Annotated in this window: 13 protein-coding genes; 3 read left to right on the top strand and 10 right to left on the bottom strand. The window is 68.5% G+C overall.

Annotated features, from left to right (window positions below):
• Window positions 1-33 precede the first annotated feature (33 nt).
• Window positions 34-1,545, top strand: a complete 1,512-nt coding sequence (locus RMT89_RS19235; RefSeq protein ID WP_315884963.1) for a DUF4365 domain-containing protein — start codon at window positions 34-36, stop codon at window positions 1,543-1,545.
• Window positions 1,542-2,993, top strand: coding sequence for a hypothetical protein (locus RMT89_RS19230; protein WP_315884962.1), 1,452 nt, complete (start codon window positions 1,542-1,544; stop codon window positions 2,991-2,993). Before RMT89_RS19235 ends, RMT89_RS19230 begins: the two co-directional genes overlap by 4 nt.
• Before the next feature lie 396 nt (window positions 2,994-3,389).
• On the opposite strand, the gene RMT89_RS19225 is transcribed toward RMT89_RS19230, so the two are convergent.
• On the bottom strand, window positions 3,390-3,968 hold the full coding sequence (locus RMT89_RS19225; RefSeq protein WP_315884961.1) for a helix-turn-helix domain-containing protein: 579 nt from the start codon (window positions 3,966-3,968) through the stop codon (window positions 3,390-3,392).
• Window positions 3,969-4,216: 248 nt separating this feature from the next.
• Window positions 4,217-4,534 carry a transposase gene (locus RMT89_RS45990; RefSeq protein ID WP_399498428.1) on the bottom strand — a complete coding sequence of 106 codons (318 nt, stop codon included), beginning with the start codon at window positions 4,532-4,534 and terminating at the stop codon, window positions 4,217-4,219.
• Here RMT89_RS45990 and RMT89_RS19215 point away from each other — a divergent pair.
• On the top strand, window positions 4,502-4,846 hold the full coding sequence (locus RMT89_RS19215; protein ID WP_315884960.1) for a helix-turn-helix transcriptional regulator: 345 nt from the start codon (window positions 4,502-4,504) through the stop codon (window positions 4,844-4,846). The two genes, RMT89_RS45990 and RMT89_RS19215, sit on opposite strands and share 33 nt — an antisense overlap.
• Before the next feature lie 1,378 nt (window positions 4,847-6,224).
• Here RMT89_RS19215 and RMT89_RS19205 read toward each other — a convergent pair.
• From RMT89_RS19205 to RMT89_RS19170, 8 genes are all read right to left on the bottom strand, one after another.
• Window positions 6,225-7,826 carry an alpha/beta hydrolase gene (locus RMT89_RS19205; RefSeq protein WP_315884959.1) on the bottom strand — a complete coding sequence of 534 codons (1,602 nt, stop codon included), beginning with the start codon at window positions 7,824-7,826 and terminating at the stop codon, window positions 6,225-6,227.
• Window positions 7,827-7,936: 110 nt separating this feature from the next.
• On the bottom strand, window positions 7,937-9,487 hold the full coding sequence (locus RMT89_RS19200; protein WP_315884958.1) for an AMP-binding protein: 1,551 nt from the start codon (window positions 9,485-9,487) through the stop codon (window positions 7,937-7,939).
• A 102-nt stretch (window positions 9,488-9,589) separates the two neighbouring features.
• Window positions 9,590-10,600 carry an alpha/beta hydrolase gene (locus RMT89_RS19195; protein WP_315884957.1) on the bottom strand — a complete coding sequence of 337 codons (1,011 nt, stop codon included), beginning with the start codon at window positions 10,598-10,600 and terminating at the stop codon, window positions 9,590-9,592.
• 344 nt (window positions 10,601-10,944) lie between these two features.
• Window positions 10,945-11,154 (bottom strand): LuxR C-terminal-related transcriptional regulator, encoded by a 210-nt coding sequence (locus RMT89_RS19190; protein WP_315884956.1) that lies wholly within the window; start codon window positions 11,152-11,154, stop codon window positions 10,945-10,947.
• A 31-nt stretch (window positions 11,155-11,185) separates the two neighbouring features.
• Complete coding sequence (locus RMT89_RS19185; protein WP_315884943.1) at window positions 11,186-12,001, bottom strand: oxidoreductase; 816 nt, start codon at window positions 11,999-12,001, stop codon at window positions 11,186-11,188.
• Window positions 12,002-12,383: 382 nt separating this feature from the next.
• Entirely contained in the window at window positions 12,384-13,544 is a 1,161-nt protein-coding gene (locus tag RMT89_RS19180) for an XdhC/CoxI family protein (protein WP_315884955.1), read from the bottom strand.
• Window positions 13,545-13,689: 145 nt separating this feature from the next.
• Window positions 13,690-15,885 carry a xanthine dehydrogenase family protein molybdopterin-binding subunit gene (locus tag RMT89_RS19175; RefSeq protein ID WP_315884954.1) on the bottom strand — a complete coding sequence of 732 codons (2,196 nt, stop codon included), beginning with the start codon at window positions 15,883-15,885 and terminating at the stop codon, window positions 13,690-13,692.
• Window positions 15,882-16,865: a xanthine dehydrogenase family protein subunit M gene (locus RMT89_RS19170; protein WP_315884953.1), complete on the bottom strand. Its 984-nt coding sequence runs from the start codon at window positions 16,863-16,865 to the stop codon at window positions 15,882-15,884. Before RMT89_RS19170 ends, RMT89_RS19175 begins: the two co-directional genes overlap by 4 nt.
• Window positions 16,866-16,874: the final 9 nt, after the last annotated feature.

The raw sequence follows: 16,874 nt of genomic DNA, 5'->3' as shown, positions 1-16,874 counted from the left end.
GGGCGAAGTAAGTGACGGCCTCGTAGTGTCCAGATGCCCAGCCTCGGGATCTCCTCCCGCATTCGTGTACCGGTCGTTGTCAGTGGTCCCTCCTATCCTGAAGTGACTTGGACCGCGCGTGAACGACGGAGGATCACTGCATGGGGTGGGACAACAACGCGCGGTCTCGGCCTCGCAGATCCGGCCGGGCTACGGCGGACACTTCGGTGTCCTTCTCGGAGCACTGATCGGATGCCGCAGCGCAGCGTCCAGCAGCGGGCCGGGTTCCGGGGCGAGGCATTCGTCGACAAGGCCGTCTCCGACGCCGGCCATGTGTGGAACGACACCAAACGTGACTTCGCCATCGACGGTCAGATCGAGTTCGTGGACGCTGACCGGGAAGTCACCGGTGTCGCCGTCCTGGCCCAGGTGAAGGGCACAGAAGTCGGGTTTCGGGGCGAGACCGCGACCGAATTCAAGTTCACGTGCAAGGCCGACCACATTGCCTACTGGCTTCGGCTGGGCCGCCCGGTCGTGCTCATCTGCGTGGATCTGCGTGTCCAGCAGGCGTGGTGGAAGCGCGTCGACACCTGGTTCGCCGACCCTGAACGCAAGGCACGGCGCGTCGTTCAGTTCGACAAGGCCTCAGACCGCTTCGACCTCGATGCCTTCAGCCGTCTGTCGGCCCTGGGCGTGCCTGCCGGAGAGCCGCTGCCACGGCTTGAGGGAAGCGAACAGCTGGTCTCGAACCTCCTCACGATTGAGGGCTTCGCACCGCTCATCCACGAGGCGTCCACGCCATGTCGTGACCGCGGCGATGCCTGGGAGCGGATGCGCTCGAACGGCAACCAGTTCGAGAGCGGCTTCATCCTGTCCGCCGGACGGATCTTCTCGCTGTGCCGACTGGACGAGGGCCCGCTCGCCGTGCTGTGCAACGGACCGGTCACCTCCATCCCGACGCAGAACTGGGCGACCACCGAGGACCCGGATCTACAGCGGCGCTTCGTTTCCCTGTTGAACTTCACCCTGCGCTCCGCCCACCACCCCGAGCTGGTCTGGCATCCCACGAAGAAGATGGTCTACATGCAGGCCCCGCCGGACCGATCCAGCCGGAAGATCAAAGGCCGCTACCGAGGCAGCCGCGGACGCGCCTTCTTCACCCCGTACTTCGGCAAGGACGACACAACCAAGATCAGCTTCTGTCGTCACTACGCCGCCAGCCTGTACTTCCGCCGCTGGAGCGAACAGTGGTTCCTGGAGATCAACCCCACATACCACTTCACCATCGACGGCCGACGCGACTCCCTGTACGACGCCGAGTACGTCCAGAAGATCAAGCGGCTTGAACGCAACAACGCCGTCTACCAGCTCGTACGCTCCTGGGCCGACTATCTACAAGGCGACGACACCCTGTTCAGAAGCCGAGATGAGCGCATCCGATTCGGCCAGCTCCTCAAGCTCGACTGCGATGCCGCCATCGACGAAAGCGTCTGGATCCCGCAAGAACCAGCCCCGAAACCGAGCGTGAACGGGCTGGCAGAGGGACTATGGGAGCTGCCGCAATGAAAGCACCAGTGCTGCACGAGCCGGAACTGGAGTTCCGCGCTGGAAACCGCCACATCGATCCCCGCTACGGCATCAGCGTGTTCGGCCCGGCCGACGCTGACTCCCCTACCGGACCCAGCCAGATCGCCATCGCTCTGGTCGGCCCCGCCCATGCGGTCGACGGCATCCGAAGCTGGCTCCAGCGCTGCCAGAACCACATCGAGGCCAAGGACACCAAACCCGGCCAGGAGAACCTGCACCAGCCGTTCCCCGGTTTCAGCACCGACTCCCCATTCGGCGCCGAGCTCGTCTTCGACGACGCCCTCGTCCGCGAGATCCCCGAACGCCAACTGCGCCGCCTGGCCCGCGCCAACACAGCCTCCGTCACCAAGGACGCGGTCGAGATGTACGCAGACGCCGCCCGGTCCCTGGCCGAGACCGGACGCTGCCGCGTCGTAATCTGCGCCCGCCCTGAAGAACTCCAGGACCGCGAAGAACAGCCGCCGTCGGAGGAGAGCAAGGCCGAACGCGAACAGGACCAGGACGAGCGAGAGACCGGAGGCGATTTCCACGACCTGCTCAAGGCCACCGCGCTCACGCTGCCGGCTCCCCTGCAACTGATGCGCAAGGAGACCTGGACCGGGATCCCGGCCAGGACCAACGGGCAAACACTCCGCCCGCTACAGGACGAGGCCACCAGGGCCTGGAACCTGCACACCGCCCTGTACTACAAAGCCGGCGGAACCCCCTGGCGCATGAAACGCCACAGCTCCGACCTGGCCACCTGCTACGTCGGGGTCAGCTTCTACCGCAGCACGAAGGGAAACGAGCTACACACCGCCGTCGCCCAGGTGTTCAACGAACGCGGCGACGGCGTCGTCGTCCGCGGCGGCACCGCGCAGATCTCCAAAACCGACCGCCAGCCCCACCTGACGCTCCCCGACGCCCGGCAACTCCTGCTGGACGCACTGACCGAGTACCGCACCAGCCACGGCCACCAGCCCGCACGCATCGTCGTACACAAGACCTCGAACTTCACCACCGGCGAGATCGACGGCTTCCACGAGGCAGCCGACAAGCGCGACATCGACCATGTCGACCTGCTGTGGATCCAGCGGCGCGGCGCCCCGCACATCTACCGCACCGGGCAGCTCCCGCCGCTGCGCGGCACCAGCGTCCAACTGGACGCCCGTTCCCTGCTCCTGTACACCCGCGGCTCAGTGCCCTACTTCCGGACCTACCCCGGCCTGTACGTCCCCCAGCCCCTGCTGATCCGGCCCGCAACACACGGCACAGATCTTCTGACCGCCGCCACCGACATCCTCGCCCTGACCAAGATGAACTGGAACAACGCCCAACTCGACGAACGCGACCCCCTCACCCTGCGCACCGCCTACCGAGTCGGCTCCATCCTCAAACACGTCCCGACCGAGGCCCGCATCGCCACCCGCTACGCCTACTACATGTAGAACTACGGGGCAGCGCCCTCAACCACCTGAACCGTTAACGCCTCGGCAACGCTCTTCTCCTCATCCTCCGCTGAGATGCTCCGTTGGTTCACCACAGAAGCTGCCAGGCGCGTAGCGCCGCCGCGTCGTACGGGCAGCGCGGCCGGGTCTGTACGGTCTTCGGCTCTGTTTCGTAGTCGGCCGACTACGGAACAGAGCCTCATTCATGACACTCCCGAGTCGGCGACGCGAACCGCCCTGGCACAGGTGCCCGCTCCGGACGGTAAGGCGACTTGGTGTGCGGTGAGCTGTCCGCTCCGCAGCTCATGACGGTCAGCCGCGGGGCGCTGTCGTCGTCCGCTGCGGGCGTCTGGGCCTGGTGCGCGTCTGGCGGCGGGTTTGGTCGCGGGGTGGGGCTCAGTCGTGTGGCCCCGCGCCGTGCAGGAGTGTGTCGATGACGAGGGCGGCAAGGACGTCCGGCTCATGGAGGGCCGGGTCCTGGTCGGCGTCAGGCCGGTTGATGGCCTCGCTGAGGAGGGCGATGTACACCTGCCGCGTCCACTTGAGGTCCGCGCCCGGTGCGATCAGCCCCTCGCTCTGTACCCGGGCGATGAGGCGGAGGGTGCGGGCGTTGATGTCCTCCCAGAGCGCGGCTGTGGTTTCGGTGTGAGGTGCGGCGTGGCTGAGGGTGTACCGCCATGAGCTCTTGACCCGCAGCACGTTCGCGGTCACCCGGTAGAGCGCGACGAGCGCGGGAGCGGAGTCGGGGCGCGCGTCCGCGATGGCGTCGAGGAGCTGCTGTTTCGCGGAGACGGCGAGCGCCTCCAGCAGCGCCTGCCGGTTGGCGAACCGGCGGTGCACAGTGATCCTGGTCAGCCCCGCCGCCTCGGCGATCTGCTCCATGGAGGCGCCGGCGTCCTCGGCCAGGACCCGCTCGGCCGCCTCCAGAATCGCGCGCACACTGCGCTCGGCATCAGCCCGCAGTGCTCGGCCCATGACTGTCTCCTGTCGCGTCGTCGGTTCCTGGTCTCTATAGAAGATACGCGAAAGTCACGGATCACCCATAAATAGCTTCACTCATGTTGTTGTTCTCACATTAATTGATACATCAATGAAACGGGTAGGAGATCGCCAGACCGACGGGGTCGGCCTGAGCAGGCCGTCATCGGCGACCGGCCCCCCGATCGCCCGGGTGCGTCCTCCAGCACCGGAAAGACAGCCGCCCTCGCGCTGGTGAAAGCCTGCTACGAGGTCGTCGGCACCAGCCGCAACACCGCCCATGTCACCCCGCTGAAGCGGTTGGCGAATTCGGCGGTGTCTTTGCGCGGCTCAGGCGGCCGAAGCGGGAGACGCTGGCGTGCGGTGTCCCCGTCCGCCAGGCGTCGGTTCGGATGAGGTTGATTGAGGGCAGCGGCGGTGAGCACGTGTTGAAGGCGGGTCTGGTTCGGGCCGGTGTAGCGGGTTCTGCGCAGGCCACAGCGGCGTAGCCCTCGGGCGATGGTGCTTTCGACGCTGGCGCGAGTGGCGTAGTGCGGCTGCCACTGTCGCACCGAGCGCGTCATGAGCCGCTACCAGCGGACCGAGGACCTCATCCGGGCGGGCGCAGCGGCATCTCAGCCGACCGGTACGTCGCGGCCGGCGTCGCCCCGCTCACCGACGCACACCTCGACGTACTGACCGACCGCGAGCCTGAGGTGCTGGGGCTGATTGCCCGCGGGCTGAACAGCGTGGAGATCGCCGAGAAGCTGTTCCTCAGCGAGAGCACGGGAGCCAAGACCCGCATGACCCGCGTCCTCAGCAAACCACCCCTTCGCGACCGGATACAGGCCTTCGTCGTGGCCTACGGGAGCGGGTTGGTTCGCCCTGGGGGATGAACCCGTCGAGCCCCAGGGATGATCCCCGACGACGACATCAGTACCTACCGTCTGGACATGTCGATCATGTGGAATCGATCCGGTTTGGCGGGCAGATGGGCCGTCCCTCGCGGCGGGGCCATCCCCGCAACTGACGTCCGCGCCTGAAGGCGGATGGGTCAGCCCAGGCTCGGCCTTGCGGCTTACCCACTGGACATACACGCGGAAGAAACCTCCTCCCGCGCCATCCCTGCTGATTTAGGAGAACCTTGATGAAAAGAATCTCACGGGGACAACGAATGGCGGCGGCAGTGCTTGGCACTGCCCTCGCGGCAACCAGCATGCTCGGCATCGTCCACGTCCACGCGGCGCAGGCCGCAGCTCCGGAGCATCTTGTGGCGGGTCGCACGGCTACCCCTGACGGCGGGCATACTCCCTGGATCGCGTCCTACCCGCCGAATCTCTGACTGGCGTGATCGTGGGACGGACTCCAGGACTCCGTCATGACTCCGGGCCGCCAACACTCTGGCGTAAGGAAACTACCCGCGGAGCAGAAGATCACGAACCGGACCATGCAAATCGGTTCGGTCCCGGTCCGACTTCGGTTGCTCCGGTGCGACGCGGAGAGTTACCGGTGGCTCGGCAACGGGCACTGACCGAAGGTGAGCCTAGCGATGGGCCGTCGCGCCTGGTGGCGCGGCGGCCTATTGCCTGCACGGCCTGTCGCTGCGGATCGTACACGCCTCCCCGGCCGACGGGGGCGTAGAGCCACTCGAGCCCCGGCACAGCATGCCTGGGCGCCGATCTTGGCGCCTGGTTGTGAGCCGGTCGGCCCTTCGCTCCAACTGGCCAGCATCGTAGGGGTGGTAGCACAGCAGGCGTGACCCCGCTTGGCCTGCCGAAACGGCCACGAGGCTCCGTTCCCCTCATCCGGGGAACGGAGCCTCCGTGCGTTGGAGCCTCATGGCGCGTGCGCTTCTCCTGTCGTTTCCGCGCCCGAACCCTGACACCCCATGACGTACCGCCTATCCGCAGGCTTGAGGGGTCAGACGAGCGCGCTCAACTTGCCGACGAAGCCATGCCGTTCGCCTCCTCCACGACGAGGCCCAGGACACCAACCCCGTCCTGGAGTGGGTCTTCGCCGCCCAACGCGGTCATGCCCAGCTGTTTCATGGTCGGCGACTCCGCTCAAGCCATCTACGGGTGACGCGGAGCCCGGAACGTGATCACGGGCTTCGACGCCGCCCACCTCACCTTGACCCGCTTGTCCCAAGTCGGGAAGGCACTTGCGCGCTTTCCGCCGCACCCAACCGAAACAGCGAGGTCAGAGTACGAACGAGTTGCGGTCTCGTCGGTCACCGCGGGGCGCGGGACACGCGGTTCTCGTACGCTCACAGCGTCAGTGGTGGGCGCCCTGATCCAGCAGCTCCGGCAGTGGGTTGGCCAGGCCGTCGCTCGTTGCCTGCTTGCGTGTTTCGCCGGTCGGCCAGATGGCCGGGCAGTGGGTGCCCTCGGGCGGCGTCTTCAGCGTGGTCAGGTACGTGTCGATCGCGTCCGCACCACAGGGGCTCAGCCAGTAGACCTGGTGGCCCACGCCGTCGTACGTGAGGAGCACGGCCGAACGGCCCATCTGCCGGGCCACGTTGGCGCCCCAGGCGTACGGCGTGGACACGTCGTAACGGCTGTTGACGACCAGGATCTTCGGGGTGCCGTGGACCCGCAGCGGATGCGGTGGGTTGGCCACCTCGGCCGGCCAGTTCTGACAGTTGGTCAGGTCGGTCCACTCCACCCCGTTGAGCCGGGTCACCGGGGCGATTCGGGCCAGCTCCTTCTCGAAGCCGGCCAGGACTGCGTACGACGGCACGTCGTGGTAGTAGTCCTGGCACATCACTGGCAGGTATGCGTCCGAGCCTGCCTGGCCCTGCACCGGCGGCGGGGTCTCGGTCGTGTCCGAGCCCCCGCTTTCGAAGGCGTTCAGGTCGTCGGCGAGGCCGAACCAGGAGTCCGCCGGGCTGTACATGGCGCCGACGAGCAGGTCCTGCAGTTCCGCGCCGGTATACGGCTTCGGCGGCTTGCCCGGCATCTCCAGGTCACCGGCTTCGGCCCGCTTGTAGAGCGCGTCGACGTACCCACGCACGTCACGGCCGTACAGGGCGCAGGACGTGGTCCGCTCGCACCAGTCGGCAAACTGGCCGAAGGCCCCCTCCATGTCCACGGCCCCGGTCTTCTGGTAGCTCCAGGGATCGAGGCTGTGGTCCATGTTCGAGTCGAGCACCATGGCGCGGATCCGGTGCGGGTACGTCTCGGCGTACTGCTGGCCGACCCCGGTGCCGTAGGAGAAGCCGAAGTAGCTGATCTGCTCCTCGCCGAGGCCCGCGCGGACGGCGTCCATGTCGCGGACCACGCTCAGGGTGTCCATGTGGTCGACGAGGGGCCCGGTGAGAGCTCGGCAGCTGTCGGCGAGCGCCTTGGTGACGTCGCGCAGGTCGGCGAAGGCGGCGGCGCTCTTCGGGTACGACAGCGCCCTCTGTCTATCGGTCAGGTCCCGGTCGCACTTCATCGTGGGCTTGCTGCGGCGGACGCCGCGCTGGTCGAAGCCCACGATGTCGAAACGGGAGGTGAGTTCGGCCGGGAAGACCCAGGGGGCCATCGCCCAGGAGACGCCGGAGGCGCCCGGGCCGCCGGGGTTGAACATCAGCGAGCCGATCCGCTTCTTCGGATCGTCCGCCAGATGGCGGGCGACCGCCACGTCGACGGTCTCGCCTCGGGGCCGGTTCCAGTCGAGGGGCACCTTGACGGTGCCGCATTCGAAGGTGCCCGAATCGGGGTCCGCGTCGGCGCAGGGCTGCCAGTTGATGGCCTGCGGGGCCGGGGTGCGCGCAGGCTCGGCGGCCCCGGTTCCGGCGAGGAACTGGCCGAACAGCGCGGTGACCGCGGCCGTGACGGCCAGTCTCCACCGCCTTCCGGGCCAGCGTGTGGTGGGGGGTGTGGGGGGTGGCACGGAGATTCTCCTGAGCATGGGAGTGCGCGGATGCCGAGGACCGGCGGAAACGGTTGCTTCGATTCCAGTGGATCGAGCGCGAGTTCGCGGCGACCGCTGCCGTCAGCGCCCTACGGCTGGGCCGCCAGCAGAGCCGCGCGCAGGGCCTTCTTGTCGGTCTTGCCGACCGCGGTCTGGGGAAGGGCCGCGGCAACCGAATAGGAGGCAGGGGCGTAGAGGTCCCCGAGCGCATGAGTGATCTGGCGGGTCAGCACGTCGGGGTCCGGGACACGGGCAGGGTCCTGCGGCACGAGGACCACGTGCACCCTCTCTCCGCCGTCCTCCCCGGTCAGGCCGATGGTGGCCGCGTCTTTCACCTCGGGGAGCGAGATCAGGAAATCGTCGAGCAGGCGGGAGTAGACATTACCGGCGGTCCGCGCGGTCACGATGATGTCCTTCACCCGGTCGACCAGGTACAGGTACCCCTGGTCATCCTGGCGGGCCAGGTCACCGCTGCGGAACCAGCCGTCGGCGCCCAGGACTTCGGCCGTGCGCTCAGGGTCGTTCCAGTAGCCCTCCATGACGGTACCGCTGCGCACGTACAGTTCACCGACCTGCCCGACCGGCACCGGTCTGCCGTCTGTGTCCCGCAGCTCGACCTCGGCTCCGGGGCGCGGACGCCCGCAGCTGGCCAGAGAGTCGGGCCGGGTCAGGTCGTGTTCCTGCGGCGTGAGTTCGGCGACCAGGCCGTTCTCGGAGGCACCGTAGATCTGGTACAGCACGGGACCGAAACGTCCGAGTGCCTGCCGTAGCCGGGCGGGAGCCGCGGCCACGCCGGTATAGAAGAGGGTTCTCAGCGACGGGAAACCCTCAGCGGGACAGTCCGGATGGTCGAGAAGCTCGTACAGCATCGGCGTCACCGCCATCATCGAGGTGACCCGCTCGCTCCGCATCACGGACAGGGCGGTGCCGGCGTCGAATGTCCTCAGCAGGATGACTGTGGCACCGGTCAAGGTGCCGATGAGGAAGGCAAGGTGGCCACTGGTGTGCGTCGTCAATGTGCAGACGAGCCACTTGGGTTCGGCTGAGACCTCGTCGCCGTACCTGCCCGACACCCGGGTCAGCGCCTCGTAGTAACCGCTGCGGTGCGTGACCAGCCTGGGTGTCCCGGTGGTGCCGGCGGTGTAGAGCAGCGTCGCGACATGGCGGCCGTCGGCTGCCTTGTGCGGCACGAGGTCGGTGGTGTCCGGGACGGCGGCGAGGAAGTCCGTCGCCGACGACGACCGGCCGATACTGAAGACGTGCGGGACATCGACGCGGCTGGTGATCTGCCCGGCCCGCTCCTCGAAGGCGGGATCGAAGAACAGCGCCTTGATCTGGGCGCGTTGGATGAAGGCTTCCAGCTCGCTGTTGCCGGGCTCGGGCGGTACGAAGACCAGCCGACAGCCCGCGAAGTGCGCGGCCAGCATCAGCAGCACAGCTTCGGGCGAGTTCTTCACGAAGAGGGCGACCCCGTCACCGTCCCCCAGCTTGGTGTCCCTCAGCGCTGCGGCGTACCGGAGAATCGTGTCGACGGCCTCCGTGCCGCTGATCCGGCGCGTCCCGGAGACGATCGCATCCCGGCTGCCGGTCGCCTTCAGCCGGTCCAGCACGGTGACGGTGTAGTTCTCGATGGAAGTCATTTCCCTGTTCTGTCGCGAGAAGATACAGCTGGTCCGAAACTCCGCCGCGCGGCGGTCACCGTTCCTGTCGGTGCGGGCGACCGTCGCGCGGCGGACGTGTGGTCAGCGGTCGAGGAACGTGTTCACCTCGGTGCCGAACTTGACGGCGTACTGGTAGAGGAAGCCGTGGCCGGCGTCCGGGTAGATGTGCAGCTGGTCGTTTGGGAGGTACTTGGCCAGCAGGTGGGAGTTCTTGGCGGGCATCAGCATGTCGCTCTCCCCGTCGGCGACCAGGGTGGGCTGGAAGAGAGCCTTCAGACGCACCAGCTTCGACTTGTCGGGGATGCCCCACTCCGACCACGCGGTCATCTGGCGGTCACGGGTGGCCAGGCTGGAGGGGGCGTCGTGGTCGGTGGTGCGCTGGCCGAGGCGCTGCAGGAACTCCCTCCCCGCGGCCTGGCTGGAGGGGGTGTTCTTGAAGAACAGGAAGAGGTAGTCGGCGGGGCCGGGGTTGTCGCTCAGCGCGCTGCCCAGGATCTTGGGGTCGGACGCGCGCTGGTCCACCCCACCCTGGGGACCGGTCCCGGCCAGGACGACACGGCGGACCTGCCAGGGACGGCGCAGCGCGACCTCCTGGGCGACCTCGCCGCCGAGGGAGAACCCGAACACGTCGTAGCGAGGCAGCTTGAGGGCGTCGATGAACTCGATGGCATCCAAGGCCATCTGCTGCACGGTGCTGGGGGTGGTGCCGGTGGAACCGCCGACGCCGACGTTGTCGACGAGGATGACCTCGCGCTTGGCGGCGATGGTGTCGATGAGCTTGGGGTCCCAGCTGTCGAGGGTGCCGCGGAAGTGCTGCAGGAAGACCAGGGGCACGCTGCCGGCGCCAGGGTGGCCGAAGCGACGGTACTGGTAGGTGACGCCGTTGGCGGCCGTGACGCGCAGGTTGGGGGCGGTGCTGGCGCTCTCCGCGTTCTGCGTCCGGGTGACCGAGTGCCGCGTGCTGCTGGAGCTGTCACTCACGGCACTGGCCATGCTCGGTGCCGTGGCGGCGACAGCCGCGACGACCGACACGCCGGCCAACACCACGGCTGTGCGCCGGGAGACACGGGTACGACGATTGATTGAGGACATGCCAATTCCTTGGGTCGGGCCGGAGGTCTTCCCCGGCGCGTTGAACCTGCCGTGTGCTCCGTGTACGGATGTTCTGCGGGGCGCGCGGAAGTGAAGTGGAGCTATCCCTGACCCGGCGACTTCGTCGAGCCGGGCCCGCCGCCGTATGGGGCTGAAGACTCCGATGGGTCCGGTGACTTTCCGATCGGATCCGGACCTGAGGTCCTGGCCTGCGCGAGTGTGGGGGAGCTGGGAGCTACGACGCCGGTGAGCCGGGGGCGGTGAAGGAACTCCCGCATGATCGACATGCCCAGAAGCTAGGCAACGGCTGTGTCGTCAGGCGTCATCCCGGGCGCCCGACCGTGTCATCCGCCAGGGCGAACCGGTCCGCTCTCGGAGGCCAACACGATGGCCTCCATCCGGTCGCGGACGCGTGGTTTGGCGAGGATGAGCGGTGCGTGGGTCTTGACCGTGGTCTCGCCGAGGAACCGCTTCCCCGCGATCTCCGTGTTGTTCAGCCCGCATGCGACCAGAGCCAGCACCCCACGCTCGCGGTCGGTCAGACGCAGGGTCACCGATTGGCTGTGTGGGTATGCGGGCCGGCCGTCAGGCGGGCAGGTGGTTGAGTTTGCGCAGCTGTTGGTCGAACATGCGGGCGGGGACGATGCGGCGCATGGTGTGGACGCGTCCGGTCATGGCGCCGGCGGTGTAGCGCAGCTTGGGCTTGGCATCGGTGGCCGCCGCGACGATCTCCTTGGCGACGACGGCGGGGTCGTCGCCGTCCCTGACCGCGCCGGCCATGTACTCCTCGAAGACCTGCCGTCGCTGGGCGTAGACGTCCAGGGGCTGGTCGGGGCGAACGCTGGCGGCGTCGAACGCGGTGTTGGTCCAGGCGGGTTCGACGAGCAGGACGCGTACGCCGTACTCGCGGACCTCGTGGTCGACGGACTCGGAGTAGCCCTCGACGGCGTGCTTGGAGGCGGCGTAGACGGCCATGAAGGGCTGCGGCATGAACCCGACGATGGAGGAGATGTTGACGATGCGTCCGCTGCCCTGCGCGCGCATGTGCGGCAGGACGGCGTTGGTCATGCGGATGACGCCGAAGACGTTGATGTCGAACAGGTGCTGCGCCTGGGCGGCGGAGGACTCCTCGGCGGCGCCCGCGGAGCCGATGCCGGCGTTGTTGACCAGGACGTCGATCCGCCCGAACCGGTCGATCACCTCACCGACCGCGGCGCTCACCGAGGTATCGCTGGTCACGTCGAGGTCGAGGAAGGTCACGCCGCCGAGCGGGGTGACGTGTGCGGTGTTGCGGCTGGTGCCGACCACCTCGTAGCCGGCTGTCACCAGCGCCAGGGCGGCCGTCTTGCCGATGCCGGAGGACGCACCCGTCACGAGGGCTACCGGCTTGGTCGTGGTCATGGTGGGCTCCTGAGTTCCGGGGATCGGGGCAACCCCCAATCGGTTTCACTAACGTATCAGATCTAGGGATACCCGCAACATGAGAGCATCAAATAATTGGTGATGCGTAACGCACACGCATCCCCTACTGGGTGCAGGAGACGCGCTAACCGGACGGGAGACGCGCGATTTCGGAGGCTGCGGAGCGGATCCTCGCCCGGGACGTCGGCACCTGTGGAGCAGATCGCCAAGGCGGCGGGGCCGGCCAGGAGGCCAGACACGCGGTGGCGGCAGTCCGCAGCTGTCAGCCGGCTGACGGCCGGCCGTACCGGAGGCCTGGGCGTCGAGGTCGAGCAGGACGCGGCACGCGACGTTCAGCGCCACCGGCCGCAGAGCCATCAACTCACCTCATTCGAAAACTAATTGATGGTTCGTCAGGTAATGGCGCCGTCGGGCCGGAGTGGTGGATGGGCCCGGTGCCGTGGGACAGGGGCAGGCCGGTGGCCCGGTGGCTGTGGGCGATGATCTCCGCGGTGATGGAGATGGCTGTTTCCTCGGGGGTGTGGGCGCCGAGGTCGAGTCCGATCGGGGAGTTGAGGCGGGCGAGTTGCGCTGTCGTGACGCCGGCTTCGCGCAGCCGCTGGTTGCGGTCGTCGTGGGTGCGGCGGGAGCCCATCGCGCCGACGTATCCGACGGGGACGCCGAGGGCCAGGCGCAGGAGCGGGATGTCGAACTTGGCGTCGTGGGTGAGAACGCAGATCGCGGTGCGGGCGTCGGTCTCGGTAGCCGCGAGGTAGCGGTGGGGCCAGTCGACGACGACCTCGTCGGCGTGCGGGAAGCGGGCGGCGGTCGCGAAGACGGGGCGGGCGTCGCAGACGGTGACGCGGTAACCGAGGAAGCTCCCGGCCTGGCTCAGCGCGGCGGCGAAGTCGACGGCGCCGAAGATCAGCATGCGGGGCGGGGCGGCATGGGTGTGGACGAGGACGGACATGCGTTCGCGGCAGGTGTCGGGGCCCCCGCCGACGTCGATTCTGGCAGTGCGTCCCGCTCTCAGCAGGGCGCGGGCCCGTGCCACGACCGCCCGGTCCTCGTTCTCGCCGCCCATGGTGCCGTCGTACGTACTGCCGTCGCCGAGGAGGGTGAGGGTGCGGCCGAGGAGTTCGTCGGGGCCGTCGACGACGTGGGCCACGGCGGCGGGTCTGCCCCGTACTGCTTCTTCCAGGGCGGCGGCCAGGTGGGGCAGGCGTGCCGGCTCGACGCGTTGGACCAGGACGTCGATCTCGCCGCCGCAGGTCAGGCCGACGGCGAAGGCGTCGTCGTCGGAGTAGCCGAACCGGGCGCGTGCCGGGCCGCCACCGTCCTGAAGCATCTGCCGGCACAGCTCGTAGACGGCTCCCTCCACGCAGCCGCCCGAGATGCTGCCGACCACCGTGCCGTCGGCGTCGACGGCGAGCGCGGTGCCGGGTGGCAGGGGTGCGCTGCCGCTGACCTGGACGACGGTGGCGAGGGCGAAGGGGCGGCCCTCGCGGCACCAGGCGTACAGTGTGTCTGCGATGTTCAGCATGGACGGGTCTCCATAGGGGACGGTTTCGGGCGGGCCGCCGCCGTGTCGGCGCGGGAGAGGTGACACGGCGACGGCCCTGGTGTCCGGCGGCAGGTCGCTCAGCTACCGCCGGACGGCCGGAGGGGCACCCCAGGGAGGCTGGTGCTCAGAGCAGGGCCTCCGCGGTGATGGGGAGTTCGCGGATACGGCGGCCGGTGGCGTGGAAGACCGCGTTGGCGATGGCCGGTGCCACCCCGACCTGCACGATCTCCCCCAGGCCCTTGACGCCGATGGGGTCGGCCTCGCGGTCGTCGCCGTCGAGGTAGATCGCCCGCAGTGCGGGGACGTCGGCGTTGACGGGGACGAGGTAGTTGGCCAGGTCGGCGTTGACGATGCGGCCGTCGCGGTGGTCGGTGACCGTGTGCTCCAGGAGGGCCTGCCCGATGCCGCCGACCATGCCGCCCAGGGCCTGGCTGTCGGCGAGTTTGGGGCTGATGATGCGGCCCGCGTCGTACACGCCGAGCATCCGCCGTACCCGCACCAGACCCAGCCGGGCGTCGACAGCGACCTCGGCGAACACCGCGCCGTAGGCGAACAGGGAGTGCCGTTCCGGTCCCGTTGGGCGGGTGAAGGAGCCCATTGCTTCCAGGTGGGTGCGTTTGTTGCGGGTCAGGAGTTGCCGATAGGTCTCGCCGCGTGCGGGGGTGTGCTTCACGTGCAGCCGGCCGGCGCGGACCACGACAGTGTCGGGGTCGACGCCGTGCAGCGGCGATTTTTCGTCCTCGACGGCGAGTTTGACAGCCTGCTTCCGCAGCTTGTCGCAGCCGTCCTGGACGGCCGATCCGACGCTCGCCATGGTCCAGGAGCCGCCGTGCGGCGGGGCGGGCGGCATGAGCGAGTCGCCCAGGCGGAAGGTCACGCTGCCCATGGGCAGGCCGAGGGCGTCCGCAGCGAGTTGCGTGTTGGAGGTGTAGGTGCCCGGGCCCATGTCGCTGGCCGCGGACTGGATCAGCGCGGTGCCGTCGGCGTCCAGCCGGACCGACGCCGACGCGTCGTTGCGGGCGGTGTCGTAGACACCGGTGGCCATGCCGGTGCCGATCAGCCAGTCACCGTCCCGGGTGGAGCGCGGTGTGGGATTGCGGCGGTGCCAGCCGAACTCGCGGGCGCCGACGGCGTAGCACTCGCGCAGCTTGCGGGTGGAGAACGGCAGCCCCGACGACTCGTCCTCGCTCGGTTCGTTGCGCCGCCGCAGCTCGATCGGGTCGATGCCCAGCTTGTGCGCGAGTTCGTCCATCGCCGACTCGATGGCGTACGAGGCGGTGGTGTACCCGGGGCCGCGCATGAACAGCGGGGTGTGCACGTCCAGGGGTACCGTCCGGTACTCCTGGCTGACGTTGGGCATGCTGTACAGCATCTGGCCCGGGGTCAGGACGGACTCCATGAACGTCTCGTACGACGACGTCTCGGCGCGCACGTCGTGGGTCATGGCGGTCAGGCGTCCGCGCCGGTCGCTGCCCAGGCGCAGCGTGTACTCGTACGCGGGCCTGAAACCGGTTCCGAAGTACAACTGCCTGCGCGTCAGGGCAAGTTTGACGGGGCGTTTCGTCTCTCGGGCGGCGAGCGCCGCGATGGTGACGTGCGGCCAGGCCCGCAGTCCGCTGCCGAAGCCGCCTCCGACGAACGGCGAGATGACACGCACCGACTCCGGCGCCACCCCGAACACCGTGGCGAGTTCTATCTGGGTGCCGAACACCCACTGGGTCTTGTCCCACACGGTGAGCTTCCCGCTGTCCCAGCGGGCCGTGGTGGCGTGCGGTTCCATCGCGTTGTGGTTGTTGCGGGCCAGGTGGTAGGTCATCTCCATGCGGACGGCAGCCGAGTTCAGCGCCTTGTCCGCGTCACCCCGGGCGTATGTCTGGGGCTCGCCTGCCGGTGCGTCGGCCATGTCGGTCGACGGCTGCTCGGCGTCGTAGGCCACCTTCACCAGAGTGGCGCCGTGCTGGGCGGCCTCCAGTGTGGTGGCCACCACGGCGGCGACCGGCTGCCCGTGGAAGAGGACCTTGTCGTCCTGGAAGACGTGCAGCCGCTCGCCGGGTGGAGCGACCGGGAGCGGGTTGCGCTGATAGGGCAACTTGGGAGCATTGAGGTGGCTGATCACCTTCAGGACGCCGGAGTGGGCGAGGGCGGCGCGGGTGTCGATTCCGGTGATGCGGCCCCGGCCGATGCTGCTGTCGACGATGACGGCGTGTACGGCTCCTTCGATGTGGTGGTCGACGGCGTACCGCGCCTTCCCGGTGACCTTCAGGCGGCCGTCCACTCGGGACAGCGGGGCGCCGACGGCTGCCTGTGGCTGCGGGCTCATGCGGTGCCTCCTACGATGCGCAGCTGGCGTTCGATTGTGCGTTTGAGGAGGTCGGCCTTGAAGCGGTTGTGCCGCAGGGGCCGGGCTCCGTCCGCCGACCGCTCCGCGGCCGCTGTCCACAGGGCTTTCGAGGGGCGTTCGCCGATGAGGTGCCGCTCGACCGCGGGCAGCTTCCACGGCACGGTGCCCACTCCCCCGGCGGCGACCTTCGCCTCCCGAATCACCCCGCCGCGGATGTGCAGGGCGACGGCCGCGGAGGTGAGGGCGAACTCGTAGGACTGCCGGTCGCGGACCTTCAGGTAGCCCGACTTCAGCGGACGGGGAAGGGCCGGGATCTCCACCGCTGTGATCAACTCACCCTGCCGCAGGGCCTGTTCGCGACTGGGGGTGCCGCCGGGCTTGAGCAGGAAGTCGGCGAAGGCGACGCTGCGCTCCTGCCCGTTCGGGTTCATCAGGTGCACGGTCGCCTCCAGCGCCGCGAAGGCCACGGCGACATCGGACGGGTGCGTGGCCACGCAGGCGTCGGACGTGCCGAGGATCGCGTGGGTGCGGTTGAAGCCTTCGAGCGCCGCGCACCCGCTGCCCGGCTCGCGCTTGTTGCAGGCGGCCGTCACATCACGGAAGTACGTGCACCGAGTGCGCTGCATGATGTTGCCGCCGATCGTGGCCATGTTCCGCAGCTGCGCCGACGCACTCAGTTCCAGCGCTTGGGAGATGACCGGGTAGGTGGTGCGCACCTTGGGGTGGGCGGCGGCCTCGGCCATCCGCACCAACGCACCAATACGCAGGCCGCCGCGTTCGGTGACGGTCACGTCCCGCAGCGGCAGATCACTGATGTCGACGAGCGTGTCCGGGCGTTCGACCGTCTCGCGCATCAGGTCGACCAGAGTGGTGCCGCCGGCTATGTAGCGCCCGCCGCGCTGCCCGGCCGCGAGCGCGCTCCGGGTGTCCGCGGCCTTCGTGAAGGAGAAGGGATACATGGTGGCCGA

Source organism: Streptomyces sp. P17 (assembly GCF_032436805.1).
Taxonomy (GTDB): Bacteria; Actinomycetota; Actinomycetes; order Streptomycetales; family Streptomycetaceae; genus Streptomyces.
This window is presented reverse-complemented; position numbering and strand designations above follow the sequence as displayed.

Bases quoted from the DNA above. Each gene is read 5' to 3' on its own strand.
- RMT89_RS19230 (WP_315884962.1), top strand. From the start codon at position 1,542: ATGAAAGCACCAGTGCTGCACGAGCCGGAACTGGAGTTCCGCGCTGGA.
- RMT89_RS19185 (WP_315884943.1), bottom strand. From the start codon at position 12,001: ATGACCACGACCAAGCCGGTAGCCCTCGTGACGGGTGCGTCCTCCGGC.
- RMT89_RS19180 (WP_315884955.1), bottom strand. From the start codon at position 13,544: ATGCTGAACATCGCAGACACACTGTACGCCTGGTGCCGCGAGGGCCGC.
- RMT89_RS45990 (WP_399498428.1), bottom strand. From the start codon at position 4,534: ATGACGCGCTCGGTGCGACAGTGGCAGCCGCACTACGCCACTCGCGCC.
- RMT89_RS19235 (WP_315884963.1), top strand. From the start codon at position 34: ATGCCCAGCCTCGGGATCTCCTCCCGCATTCGTGTACCGGTCGTTGTC.
- RMT89_RS19200 (WP_315884958.1), bottom strand. From the start codon at position 9,487: ATGACTTCCATCGAGAACTACACCGTCACCGTGCTGGACCGGCTGAAG.
- RMT89_RS19195 (WP_315884957.1), bottom strand. From the start codon at position 10,600: ATGTCCTCAATCAATCGTCGTACCCGTGTCTCCCGGCGCACAGCCGTG.
- RMT89_RS19170 (WP_315884953.1), bottom strand. From the start codon at position 16,865: ATGTATCCCTTCTCCTTCACGAAGGCCGCGGACACCCGGAGCGCGCTC.
- RMT89_RS19225 (WP_315884961.1), bottom strand. From the start codon at position 3,968: ATGGGCCGAGCACTGCGGGCTGATGCCGAGCGCAGTGTGCGCGCGATT.
- RMT89_RS19175 (WP_315884954.1), bottom strand. From the start codon at position 15,885: ATGAGCCCGCAGCCACAGGCAGCCGTCGGCGCCCCGCTGTCCCGAGTG.